The organism is Streptomyces thermospinosisporus, from assembly GCF_039526425.1.
Classification (GTDB): Bacteria; Actinomycetota; Actinomycetes; order Streptomycetales; family Streptomycetaceae; genus Streptomyces; species Streptomyces thermocarboxydovorans.
On the sequence record NZ_BAAAIZ010000062.1, the window covers coordinates 18,064 to 29,786 of the forward strand.

Sequence of the window (11,723 nt, forward strand, 5' to 3'; positions counted from 1 at the left end):
GCGGGCATTCGTGCCGCTGGGGCGATGGGTCCCTCCGCTCGAGCGAAGCCGAGAGTGGGGGAGGTGGGCGCAGCGGCACCCCCTCAGGGCCGGGGCCCACCCCCGGCCAGCCGGCCCTCGGGCAACTGCTAGTCCGCCTCCAGCACGAACGACGTCCGCACCTTCTTGAAGCCCGGCGCCTTCGCCTCCACCAGGTAAGTCCCCGGCTTCGCCGATCCCCCCTTCGGCGTCGCGCACTCCGGCTCACTCGGCTTCCGGTCCCACTTCACCGTGTAGGAGATCGCATCCCCGGCCGGCACCCGGAACACCAGATGCCCCGCCCCCTTGGGGCAGTCGTCCGACGCCCAGTACGGATCGTCGTCATCGTCACCGGCCTGAGTGACCGTCAACACCGCACTCTCCGGCCCGAGATCGACCTTGCAGTCACTCCGCGACACATTCCGCGCGGTCAGCAGGAACGTCGGCTTCTCCCCCGGCGCATACGTGTTCCGGACACTCCGCAGGCTGAACCGCACCGCAGACGGCGTGCAGTTGGGCAGGCCGGCCCCCGACCCGGCCGGCAGCGCATCCCCCGCGCCGACCCCGGCCGACGTACCCCCTTCGGAGCCGCCCCCGGCGCTCCCTCCGGCACCCGTGCCGTCACCGGAGCCTCCCCCGGCTCCCCCGGTGTCACCGTTCGCCCCGTCGTCCCCCGACCCGGACGAACCCCCGGAGCCACCGCCCTCCGACTCGTCCCGCCCGCCCGGCGCCTGGCTGATCGCCGGCCCGGAACCGGACGGCCCCGGAGTGATGGACGGCGCGGGATTCTTGCCGTTGGCCCCGTTGTCTCGGTTCCCCCCGCCCGAGTCGCCCAAGTTGACGACGACCCAGGTGGTCAGCAGCGCCAACAGCAGTAGCACAGACAGCAGTACGACCCTCCGTCGCCAGTAGATGGAGGAGGGAAGCGGCCCGACCGGATTGCGCAGAGATCCCACGGCGCAAACTGTACGAGAGATCAGCGCGTCGACTGGCCCCACCCGCCGCCGAGATCCGCAACTTTTCCAGATCATCATTCCGGAACTCGCCCTGCCGGCCCTGTCTTTCGTCAGCCCGCACACCTGATGATCGCAGGGTGTGACCGAACCGCCGCCGTGCCTACGGTCGGTGACCATGGACTTCGTGGACAGCGGGCTCTACCGCGACCTCACCGACTACGCGCACGGCACCCCGGACTGAGTACGGCAGACGGCGGAGACAGGCACCGAGGCGGGGCTGCCGGTCTTCGTCGCCCTGTTCGTCCTCGCCCGGTGGCGGGCCCGCCGCGCCGGCCACCACGCCTTCGCGATCGCGGCCCTTGCACCCTTGGCCACGACTGTGGCGTAGGTGTGCAGTGAGACGCTGAAGGCCGCGGTCACGCAGGAGCGAGCGCCGTCCCGGCGCGGGCCGCCCGGAGAAGCCCCGCCCGGCCGGGCGGGGCGGGGCGGAGAGGGGCGGAGACCTTCCATGCCGCCGACGCTGCAAGCGGGCGGCGGCACGGCACTGCTGCCGATCGTCAGGCACCGGACACCGCCTCCGGCAGGAAACCGCACCCATACGCACCGCCGCATGTACCCGACCGGCTCCCTTCGGCATGGCAGGATCGACGGGTCATGACTGCTCCCACGAAGCCCCCGTACGGCGGCACCGCCGTTTCCGCGTCCGAGCGCGCTCTTGGCGAGCCGCTGCACTCCCCCGTGATCGAATGGTTCGACGAGCACGCCCGTGACCTGCCGTGGCGGCGCCCGGAGGCCGGCGCATGGGGGGTGATGGTCAGTGAGTTCATGTTGCAGCAGACCCCGGTGAACCGGGTCCTGCCCGTCTACGAGCAGTGGCTGGCCCGCTGGCCGCGCCCCGCCGACCTCGCGGCGGAGGCGCCTGGCGAGGCGGTGCGCGCCTGGGGCCGGCTCGGCTATCCGCGGCGCGCGCTGCGGCTGCACGGCGCGGCCGTCGCCATAGCGGAACGGCACGGCGGCGACGTGCCGTCCGACCACGCCCAGCTGCTTGCGCTGCCCGGCATCGGCGAGTACACGGCGGCCGCCGTGGCGTCGTTCGCCTACGGGCAGCGGCACCCGGTGCTGGACACCAATGTGCGGCGGGTGTTCGCCCGTGCGGTCACGGGGGTGCAGTACCCGCCGAACGCCACCACCGCCGCCGAACGCCGGCTGGCCCGGGCGCTGCTGCCCGAGGACGAGGCGACCGCCGCGCGGTGGGCCGCCGCCTCCATGGAGCTGGGCGCGCTGGTGTGCACGGCGAAGAACGAGGCCTGCCACCGCTGCCCGATCGCCACGCAGTGCGCCTGGCGGCTGGCGGGCAAGCCGGCGCACGAGGGTCCGCCGCGCCGGGGCCAGACCTACGCCGGGACGGACCGTCAGGTGCGGGGCCGGCTGCTGGCGGTGCTGCGGGAGGCGCACGGTCCGGTGCCGCAGTCGGCGCTGGACCGGGTGTGGCACGAGCCGGTGCAGCGGGCCCGCGCCCTGGACGGTCTGGTCGCGGACGGTCTGGTGGAGCCGCTGCCGGGCGGCCTGTACCGGCTGCCCGTCGCCTGACCCTCGGGTGACCCACGGGCGGTGCCGAGTCGCGCCGTCGCCCGGCACACCCGGCGGCACTGCGTTCACCGCCATCGCCGGGCACACCAGCCGCGCTGCGTCACCGCCGTCGCCCGGCACACCGGCGGTGCCGTGGCACCACCGGCGTCACCCTCACCACCCTTGCCACGGGACCGATCACTCGAATCACCCATAACCACCCGAACCGAAGCGCCGATTTATCCGCTTCCTCCTTCCGTTACACAACCGACGGGTAGCCGAGGGCTGCCCGCGGGCTGTCTCGCACAGGCTCGTGACAACCCCTCCGTAGCTTCACTTGCGTGCCCGGCAAGGGCGCACAGACCACGGAACACAAGCAGTGCACCGGCCCATACGGGGTGGGCCGGAAAACGGGGAGCAGGAGGCGGTTCACGATGGCGCAGGGCGAGGTGCTCGAGTTCGAGGAGTACGTCCGCACGCGGCAGGACGCGCTGCTGCGCAGTGCCCGCCGCCTGGTCCCGGACCCGGTGGACGCGCAGGACCTGCTGCAGACGGCGCTGGCCCGCACCTACGGCCGCTGGGAGACCATAGAGGACAAGCGCCTCGCCGACGCCTACCTGCGCCGCGTCATGATCAACACGCGCACGGAGTGGTGGCGGGCCCGCAAGCTGGAGGAGGTGCCGACCGAGCAGCTGCCGGACGCCAGCGTGGACGACGCCACCGAGCAGCACGCCGACCGAGCCCTGCTCATGGACGTGCTGAAGGTGCTCGCTCCGAAGCAGCGCAGTGTCGTGGTGCTGCGACACTGGGAGCAGATGTCCACGGAGGAGACGGCCGCCGCACTCGGCATGTCGGCCGGAACGGTCAAGAGCACGCTGCACCGGGCGCTCGCCCGGCTCCGCGAGGAGCTGGAGGCGCGCGAGTCGGACGCACGCGCGCTGGAGCGTGAGGAGCGGGAGCGTTGCGCGGCCTGACCGGCGCGGGGACCTACAGCGTCCGAAAGACCGCACAGGCGGCGGGTACGGCGACGGCCGTGCTCGCCGCCCTCGGGCTTTTCGCCGCGGGCTGCGGAACCGGCGGCACCGGCACCCGGGACGAGGGCCCGGCGCGCGCCGAGGCGGACGCGGTGCCGAGCGCCACGACGGCGGCCGACGCCGGCGACGGCACACCCGACCGGGTGGACCCGGTCCGGCTGATCAAGAACGACCCGGCGGTCTCGGCGGAGGTCAAGCGGGATCTCAAGCCGTGCGTCGCCGACGAGTACCCGGTCGACGTCTCCTACGGCAATCTGACCGGCGGTTCCGCCGACGACGTCGTGATCAACGTACTGACCTGCGGGGACGCCGTGGGGGTTGGCTCGTATGTGTATCGCCTCGAGGGCGGCAGGTACCGCAATGTGTTCACGGCCGAGGAGCCTCCGGTGTACGCGGAGATCGACCGGGGGGACCTGGTGGTGACCAAGCAGGTGTACGACCCGGGCGACCCGGTGTCGAGCCCGTCCGGGGAGAACGTGATCACCTACCGCTGGGCCTCGGGACGCTTCACCGAGGAGTACCGCACGCACAACGACTACGGCAAGGTGGCCGGCCAGGAGCCGACCCCGGTGCCCGAAGGCTGAGACTGACCCATGGCAGACCAGACCCATGTGCTGTTCGTCGAGGACGACGACGTCATCCGCGAGGCGACCCAGCTCGCCCTGGAGCGGGACGGCTTCGCCGTCACCGCGATGCCCGACGGGCTGTCGGGGCTGGAGGCGTTCCGGGCGAAACAGCCGGACATCGCGCTGCTCGACGTGATGGTCCCCGGCCTGGACGGCGTGAGCCTGTGCCGGCGCATCCGCGACGAGTCGATGGTCCCGGTGATCATGCTGTCGGCCCGCGCCGACTCCATCGACGTCGTCCTCGGTCTGGAGGCGGGCGCCGACGACTATGTGACCAAGCCGTTCGATGGTGCCGTGCTGGTGGCCCGGATCCGGGCGGTGCTGCGCCGCTTCGAGCGGGCCGGCGGCGGCCGTGAGGCGCGGGACGCCGTGGACGACGGCGGGGTGCTGGTTTTCGGGGAGCTGGAGATCGACACCGAGGGCATGGAGGTGCGCCGGGCCGGGGAGCCGGTGGCGCTGACCCCGACCGAGATGCGGCTGCTGCTGGAGTTCTCCTCCGCACCGGGCACCGTGCTCTCCCGCGACAAGCTGCTGGAACGGGTGTGGGAGTACGGCTGGGGCGGCGACACCCGGGTCGTCGATGTGCATGTGCAACGGCTGCGGACGAAGATCGGCCAGGACCGCATCGAGACAGTGCGGGGCTTCGGCTACAAGCTGAAGGCCTGAGCGGACGGATGCGGGGGCGACGTCGGGGGCGGCTGTGCCGCCTGGTGGCCGCGGGTGTGGAGCGACTGGGTCTCGGGGCCGGGCTGCGCTGGAAGCTGAGCGCGGCCATCGCGCTGGTCGGCACCCTGGTGGCGGTCGTGCTGAGCCTGGTCGTGCACAACGCGGCCCGGGTCTCGATGCTGGACAACGCCCGGGATCTGGCCGACGAGCGGATCATGGTCGCGCAGCGCAACTACGAGCTGTCCGGGCGGCTGAACTTCCCCAACACCAAGATCAACGACCCGGAGCTGCCGGACGAGCTGCGGGAGAAGGTCGAGGCGGGGCGCCGGGCCACCTATGTGGCCGACCGGCCGGGCGGCACGCCGGACATATGGGCGGCCGTGCCGCTGAAGAACGGTCAGGTGATGTCGCTGCACTCGGGCTTCACCGACCGCAGCTCCGACATCCTCAAGGACCTCGACCAGGCCCTGCTGATCGGCTCCATCGCGGTCGTGCTGGGCGGCAGCGCGCTCGGGGTGCTGATCGGCGGGCATCTCTCGCGCCGGCTGCGCAAGGCGGCGGCCGCCGCGGGCCGGGTCGCCAAGGGCGAGACGGATGTGCGGGTGCGCGAGGCCATCGGCGGAGTCGTGCGCGACGAGACCGACGACCTGGCCAGCGCGGTGGACGCCATGGCGGAGGCGCTGCAGCAGCGGCTGGAGGCCGAGCGCCGGGTCACCGCCGACATCGCGCACGAGCTGCGCACCCCGGTGACCGGACTGCTCACGGCCGCGGAACTGCTGCCGCCGGGCCGGCCGACCGAGCTGGTGCTTGACCGGGCCAAGGCGATGCGCACCCTGGTCGAGGACGTGCTGGAGGTGGCCCGGCTGGACGGCGCCTCGGAGCGGGCGGAGCTGCAGGACATCCTGCTCGGTGAGTTCGTCACCCGGCGGGTGGCGGCACGGGAGCCCGGTGTCACCGTGCACGTGGTGCACGAGTCGGAGGTCACCACCGACCCGCGGCGCCTGGAGCGCGTGCTGTTCAATCTGCTCGCCAACGCCGCCCGGCACGGCAGGCCGCCCATCGAGGTCACCGTCGAGGGCCGGGTGATCCGGGTCCGCGACCACGGCCCCGGCTTCCCGGAGGACCTGCTGGCCGAGGGCCCGAGCCGCTTCCGCACCGGCAGCAAGGACCGGGCGGGCCGCGGTCACGGCCTGGGCCTGACCATCGCGGCCGGGCAGGCCCGGGTGCTGGGCGCCCGGCTGACCTTCCGCAACGTCCGCCCGGCCGGGGCGCCGGAGGGCGTACCGGCCGAGGGCGCGGTCGCCGTTCTGTGGCTGCCGGAGCACGCGCCCACGGACACGGGCAGCTACCCGATGCTCATGTGAGCCCGCCTGCGGATGTGAACCCGCCTGCTGATGTGAGCCCGCCTGCTGATGTGAGCCGCCCGAAGGGCTTGGAGAGAGCGGCTCATCCGAAGGGCTTGGAGAGAGCGGCTCATCCGAAGGGCTTGGAGAAGTCCAGCTCCTCGTTGCGCTCGGTCAGCGAGTACCAGTTGCCGTTGTCGTCGCGGAAGATCGCCTCGATGCCGTAGGGCCGCTCCTGCGGTTCCTGGATGAACTCCACGCCGCGCGCCCTGAACGTCTCGTAGTCGCCCCGGCAGTCGTCGGTGCGGAACGCGCCGGCGCCGATGGCTCCCTTGCTGACCAGCTTCTTCAGCGCCGCGGAGGAGTCCGCGTCCAGGCCGGGGCCGTCCAGGCTCATCAGGGCCAGCTCGACCTCGGGCTGGTCCTTGGCGCCGACGGTGATCCAGCGCATGTCGCCCAGCGAGAGGTCGCTGCGCACCTCGAAGTCGAGCTTCTCGGTGAAGAAGGCCTTCGTGCGCTGCTGGTCGAAGGTCCAGACGGTGCTGATCCCGAGCCCCTTGATCATGGCTCCGCGCTCCTGTCGTCGGTGGGTTGCTGCTCCTCACCGTAGGCAGGGCGGGATGCGGGGCGCTTCTTCGAAGTTGCGGTCGGGAAACCGCCGGCCCACAGCATCGCGTAGCAGCCGGGGATGAGGGCGGCGCCCCGGCCGACGTGCCGGGCGCGGTACTCGGTGGGGGTCAGTCCGGTGCGGGCCTTGAAGCGGGCGGAGAACGTGCCGAGGCTGCTGAAGCCGACCAGATGGCAGATCTCCGTGACGCTGAGATCGGCGACGCGCAGATACTCCTCGGCGCGCTCGATGCGGCGGTGCGTCAGGTACTGGCCGGGGGTCTCGCCGTAGGTCTCCTTGAAGGCGCGCAGGAAGTGGTAGCGGGAGTACCCGGCGTGTGCGGCGACGGCGTCCAGGTCGAGGTCCGGGTCGGCCCAGTCCCGGTCCATCGCGTCCTTGGCCAGCCTCAGCTGCCGCTCCTTGTCCATGGCACCGATGGTGGCACGGGGGTCCGACACCGGCCCCGCGCCGCGAAGAGCCCCCCGGACGCGAAGAGCCCCGCACGCACAGAGCGCCCGCGAACACCCCGTTGCGACGAGCCCCGCGCGCGACGAGCCCCCGGCGGGCGGGGCCGGGGGCTCGTCGCGCGGAAGGGGGGCGGGCGGTCAGACGGCCTCGCCCACGGAGGCCGGCGCGGGCGCGTCCCCGGACCGCGCGTCCTTCGGGCCCGCGCCCTTGAGCGGGACCTCCTTGACGAACACGGCCGCGACCAGCGAGATCACCGCGACGACGGAGCCGAGCAGGAACGCCCCGTGGGTGCCGGAGGACACGGCGTGCTGGTAGGCCTCGCGGGCCGCCTCCGGCAGCTTGGCCAGGCTCGCCGCGTCCAGCTGGGCGGAGTGCTCGGTGATCCGGGAGCCCAGCGTCCCGGCCCGCTCGCCCATGACGTCCTGGACCCGGCTGTTGAACAGCGCGCCCATCACCGCGACACCGAAGGAGGAGCCGAGGGTGCGGAAGAGGGTCGCGGACGAGGAGGCCACACCCATGTCCTTCATCTCCACGCTGTTCTGCGCGATCAGCATGGTGATCTGCATCAGGCAGCCCATGCCGAAGCCGACGACGGCCATGAAGATCCCGGAGGTGAGCCGGGAGGTGCCGGTGTCCATGGTGGACAGCAGATACAGGCCGACGATCACCAGGGCGCTGCCGGCCACCGGGAAGATCTTGTAGCGGCCGGTGCTGGTGGTCACCCGGCCCGCGACCATCGAGGTGACCAGCATCGCGCCGAGCATCGGCAGGAGCAGCAGGCCCGAGTTGGTGGCGGAGGCGCCCTGCACGGCCTGCTGGTAGAGCGGCAGGAACAGCGTCGCGCCGAACATCACGAAGCCGGTGATGAAGCCGATGACGGACATCAGGGTGTAGTTGCGGCTGCGGAAGATGTGCAGCGGCAGCACCGGTTCGGCGGCCCGGGCCTGCCAGTACACGAAGCCGATGAGCGCCGCCACACCGATGGCGCACAGTTCCATGATCCGCGCGGAGGTCCAGGCGTACTCGGTGCCGCCCCAGGTGGTGACCAGGACGATCGCGGTGATGCCGACGGTCAGCAGCACGACGCCGAGGTAGTCGATGCCGGCCTCGGACCGCTTCTTCGGCAGATGCAGCACGGTGGCGACGGCGGCCAGCGCGATCGCGCCGAGCGGCAGATTGATGTAGAAGGCCCAGCGCCAGCCCCAGTTGTCGGTGATGGTGCCGCCGACCAGCGGTCCGCCGATCATGGCGAGCGCCATCACGGCCGCCATCATGCCCTGGTACTTGCCGCGCTCACGGGGCGGGATCAGGTCGCCGATGATGGCCATGACGCCCACCATCAGACCGCCGGCGCCCAGGCCCTGGATCGCGCGGAAGCCGATCAGCTCGCCCATGTTCTGGGCCATGCCGCTGAGCGCCGAGCCGATCAGGAAGATCACGATGGAGGCCAGGAACGAGCCCTTGCGCCCGTACATGTCGCCGATCTTGCCCCAGACCGGGGTGGAGGCCGCGGTCGCGAGGGTGTAGGCGGTGACCACCCAGGAGAGGTGCTCGAGGCCGCCCAGCTCGCCCACGATCGTCGGCATCGCGGTGCCGATGATCATGTTGTCCAGCATCGCGAGCATCATCGCGATCATCAGCGCGAGCAGGACCACCCGCACACTCCGCGGCTGTCTGCCGCCGCCCTGCTGCCCGGCGATGCCCGCTGCCGATGCGTCCGTCATCGTCTACCCGCTCCCCCAGTCGTTACCTGAGCCGCGCAGCCCTACTTACTTGCCGCCCGGCTAGTTCACTACACTGGAAGCTAAGCCCCGAACTAGCCGGGCGTCAAGTAAGTTTTTGGGAGCGCAGATCGCGTAGGAAGATGGGCGGCACCATGGACGGCACCAAGCAGCGGCGCCGCGGGGACACCCGCCAGCGCATCCAGGACGTGGCGCTCGAACTCTTCGCCGAGCAGGGCTACGAGAAGACCTCCCTGCGCGAGATCGCAGAGCGCCTCGGGGTCACCAAGGCCGCCCTGTACTACCACTTCAAGACCAAGGAAGAGATCCTCGTCAGCATCTTCGAGGACCTCACCCGGCCCGTGGAGGAGCTGGTCGAGTGGGCGCGGCAGCAGCCGCGCACCCTGGAGACCAAGCACGAGATCCTGCGCCGCTACAGCGAGGCGCTGAGCGCCGCCGCCCCCCTGTTCCGCTTCATGCAGGAGAACCAGGCCACGATCCGTGAGCTGAGCATCGGCGACATGTTCAAGAACCGCCTGATGGGCCTGCGGGACATACTCCTGGACCCGGAGGCCGAGCTGGTCGACCAGGTGCGCAGCGTCAGCGCCCTGTTCACCCTGCACGCCGGGATGCACGTCCTGCAGGACGTCGAAGGCGACCCCGGCGACAAGCGCAAGGCCGTCCTCGAGGTCGCCACCGATCTGATCACCCAGGCGCACCGGGGTGCGCAGGGTTCTTAGGGAGCTGCTCTCCGGCTGACCGTGCCCGATCAGACGCCCTTGGCGCGCAGGAACTTCATCGGGTCGATCGCGGAGCCGTAGTTCGGGGTCGTGCGGATCTCGAAGTGCAGGTGCGGACCGCTGGAGTTGCCGGTGTTGCCGGACAGCGCGATCTTCTGGCCGGTCTTGACGACCTGGCCGGCCTTCACGTTCACCGACGACAGATGGGCGTACTGGGAGTACGTGCCGTTGCCGTGCTTGATGACGATGGCGTTGCCGTACGCGGGACCGTCACCGGCGCCGTTCGGGCCGGCCTTGACGACGGTGCCGCCGTGGGTGGCGTTCACCGGGGTGCCGGTCGGGACGGCGAAGTCCTGACCGCTGTGCTTGCTGGCCCACATGCCGCCGTTCTGGGCGAAGCTCGCGGACAGCTTGTAGTTCTTCACCGGGCTGACCCAGGAAGCGGCCTTCTTCTTGGCGGCGGCCTCGGCCGCCTTCTTGGCCTGGGCGGCCTTCGCGGCCGCGGCCTTCTTGGCAGCTGCAGCCTTCTCGGCCTTCACCGCCTGGGCCTGCGCGGCCTTGGCCTGAGCGGCCGCCTGCGCCTGGACGGCGGTGGCGGCACCGGAAGCGGCCGTGGTGTCGGCGGCTGCCGCGATCCCGGCCCCCATCGCGACCGAGCCCGCCAGGCCGGCGGCCAGCACGGCCGCGCGAGTGCGGTTCAGGGACGGACGGAAGGTACGGGACGTGACGCGCTCGAACATCGAAACCTCATGGGGAAGGGGACAGAGGAAAACCACCCGACGCACAGGACCGCGTCTTGGTGGCTGTTCCTTGGTAGCCCTTTCGCCCACAACACCGCAAAGGTGTGATCTACGACGGAACGTCGTAGTTCTGGGGTGAGGTGCACGTCTCTTGACACAGCCCCTCTTACGAGGCGAAAGCCCCATTTCAGGCTGATCGATCAGAGCTTTGCGTTGAATGTCCGATTTTGATTCGGTAGCTGTACCACTATTCCATTTAGTACCGGACATATCGCCTGTGGAGCATGTCACCGGAGGGCCTCTTTTACGGCCCCAGAAATGTGGCGCAGGCCTCTAGGCAGCTACCGCCGGGTAACTCTACGGTTCACCTCGCGTCACCCTCGCACACGAACATGCACACGACATGTTGGTTGGCGCACGGACGTGAGAGGACACCCCCCATGAAGAGCCGACACACCTGGCTGAACCGCGTATCGGTCACCGCCGTCTCCGCGACCGCCTTAGTGGCCCTGGCCGCCCCCGCCGAGGCACTCCCCGCCTCCGCCGCACCGGCCTCCGCCCCCTCCGCGCAGCTCTCCTCGGCCCCGGCCGCCGCCGCTCCCTCCTCCGCCGCGTCGTCCACCGCCGCGGCCGTCGACTACGAGACCTGGCAGCGGGACTGCCAGGCGGTGATGGACAAGGCCCTGCCCTACCTCAAGGAGCGCATCGCCCAGGGCAAGCCCGGCGAGAAGCAGGCGATCGTCCTCGACATCGACAACACGGCCCTGGAGACCGACTTCGGCTTCAGCTTCCCGCAGCCGGCCAACAAGCCGGTCCTGAAGGCCGCCCAGTACGCCGAGGAGCGCGGCGTCGACCTGTTCTTCGTCACGGCCCGCCCGGACATCATCTACGCCCCCACCGCGTGGAACCTCGACCAGGCCGGCTACGAGTCCTCCGGCCTGTACGTGCGTGGCTTCCTCGACCTGTTCAAGGACGTCGCCGAGTACAAGACGGCCCAGCGCATCGACATCGAGCGCAAGGGCTACACGATCATCGCCAACATCGGCAACAGCGCCACCGACCTGTCGGGCGGCCACGCGGAGAAGACCTTCAAGCTGCCGGACTACGACGGACAGCTCTCCTGACCGCCTTCAGGGCTGTCCTGACCGCCTTCAGGGCTGTCCTGACCGCCTTCAGGGCTGTCCTGACCGCCTTCAGGGCTGTCCTGACCGCCTTCAGGGCTGTCCTGACTGCCC

At 70.8% G+C, this 11,723-nt stretch carries 12 protein-coding genes; 7 read left to right on the plus strand and 5 right to left on the minus strand.

What is annotated here, in order from left to right; translation table 11 throughout:
• Positions 1 to 128: 128 nt before the first annotated feature.
• Positions 129 to 974, minus strand: coding sequence for a hypothetical protein (locus ABD207_RS20265; protein ID WP_344014518.1), 846 nt, complete (start codon positions 972 to 974; stop codon positions 129 to 131).
• Positions 975 to 1,628: 654 nt separating this feature from the next.
• Here ABD207_RS20265 and ABD207_RS20270 point away from each other — a divergent pair.
• The 5 genes from ABD207_RS20270 (at position 1,629) to cseC (ending at position 6,233) form a co-directional block, all read left to right on the plus strand.
• Positions 1,629 to 2,564, plus strand: coding sequence for an HhH-GPD family protein (locus tag ABD207_RS20270; RefSeq protein ID WP_344014519.1), 936 nt, complete (start codon positions 1,629 to 1,631; stop codon positions 2,562 to 2,564).
• Between the two features lie 413 nt (positions 2,565 to 2,977).
• Positions 2,978 to 3,517, plus strand: coding sequence for a SigE family RNA polymerase sigma factor (locus ABD207_RS20275; RefSeq protein ID WP_167998589.1), 540 nt, complete (start codon positions 2,978 to 2,980; stop codon positions 3,515 to 3,517).
• Positions 3,505 to 4,161, plus strand: coding sequence for a hypothetical protein (locus ABD207_RS20280; protein ID WP_344014520.1), 657 nt, complete (start codon positions 3,505 to 3,507; stop codon positions 4,159 to 4,161). Before ABD207_RS20275 ends, ABD207_RS20280 begins: the two co-directional genes overlap by 13 nt.
• A gap of 9 nt (positions 4,162 to 4,170) precedes the next feature.
• Positions 4,171 to 4,869, plus strand: a complete 699-nt coding sequence (gene cseB / locus ABD207_RS20285) for a two-component system response regulator CseB (protein ID WP_344014521.1) — start codon at positions 4,171 to 4,173, stop codon at positions 4,867 to 4,869.
• Positions 4,870 to 4,877: 8 nt separating this feature from the next.
• Positions 4,878 to 6,233 carry a two-component system sensor histidine kinase CseC gene (cseC, locus tag ABD207_RS20290; protein WP_344014522.1) on the plus strand — a complete coding sequence of 452 codons (1,356 nt, stop codon included), beginning with the start codon at positions 4,878 to 4,880 and terminating at the stop codon, positions 6,231 to 6,233.
• 109 nt (positions 6,234 to 6,342) lie between these two features.
• Here the strand turns inward: cseC and ABD207_RS20295 are convergent, their stop codons facing one another.
• The 3 genes from ABD207_RS20295 to ABD207_RS20305 all read right to left on the minus strand — a co-directional run bounded on the left by ABD207_RS20295 (position 6,343) and on the right by ABD207_RS20305 (position 9,011).
• The gene (locus ABD207_RS20295) at positions 6,343 to 6,777 is read right to left on the minus strand and encodes a VOC family protein (protein WP_344014523.1); all 435 of its coding nucleotides are present in this window, start codon (positions 6,775 to 6,777) and stop codon (positions 6,343 to 6,345) included.
• Positions 6,774 to 7,247 carry a helix-turn-helix transcriptional regulator gene (locus tag ABD207_RS20300; RefSeq protein WP_344014524.1) on the minus strand — a complete coding sequence of 158 codons (474 nt, stop codon included), beginning with the start codon at positions 7,245 to 7,247 and terminating at the stop codon, positions 6,774 to 6,776. The genes ABD207_RS20295 and ABD207_RS20300 overlap by 4 nt, the downstream gene beginning before the upstream one ends.
• A 177-nt stretch (positions 7,248 to 7,424) precedes the next feature.
• On the minus strand, positions 7,425 to 9,011 hold the full coding sequence (locus ABD207_RS20305; protein ID WP_344014525.1) for an MDR family MFS transporter: 1,587 nt from the start codon (positions 9,009 to 9,011) through the stop codon (positions 7,425 to 7,427).
• Between the two features lie 140 nt (positions 9,012 to 9,151).
• Between ABD207_RS20305 and ABD207_RS20310 the strand changes: the two genes are divergently transcribed.
• The gene (locus ABD207_RS20310) at positions 9,152 to 9,748 is read left to right on the plus strand and encodes a TetR/AcrR family transcriptional regulator (RefSeq protein WP_344014526.1); all 597 of its coding nucleotides are present in this window, start codon (positions 9,152 to 9,154) and stop codon (positions 9,746 to 9,748) included.
• A 29-nt stretch (positions 9,749 to 9,777) separates the two neighbouring features.
• Here the strand turns inward: ABD207_RS20310 and ABD207_RS20315 are convergent, their stop codons facing one another.
• Positions 9,778 to 10,488 carry a M23 family metallopeptidase gene (locus tag ABD207_RS20315; RefSeq protein WP_344014527.1) on the minus strand — a complete coding sequence of 237 codons (711 nt, stop codon included), beginning with the start codon at positions 10,486 to 10,488 and terminating at the stop codon, positions 9,778 to 9,780.
• Between the two features lie 440 nt (positions 10,489 to 10,928).
• Here ABD207_RS20315 and ABD207_RS20320 point away from each other — a divergent pair, with 440 nt between their 5' ends.
• Complete coding sequence (locus ABD207_RS20320; RefSeq protein WP_344014528.1) at positions 10,929 to 11,612, plus strand: HAD family acid phosphatase; 684 nt, start codon at positions 10,929 to 10,931, stop codon at positions 11,610 to 11,612.
• Positions 11,613 to 11,723: the final 111 nt, after the last annotated feature.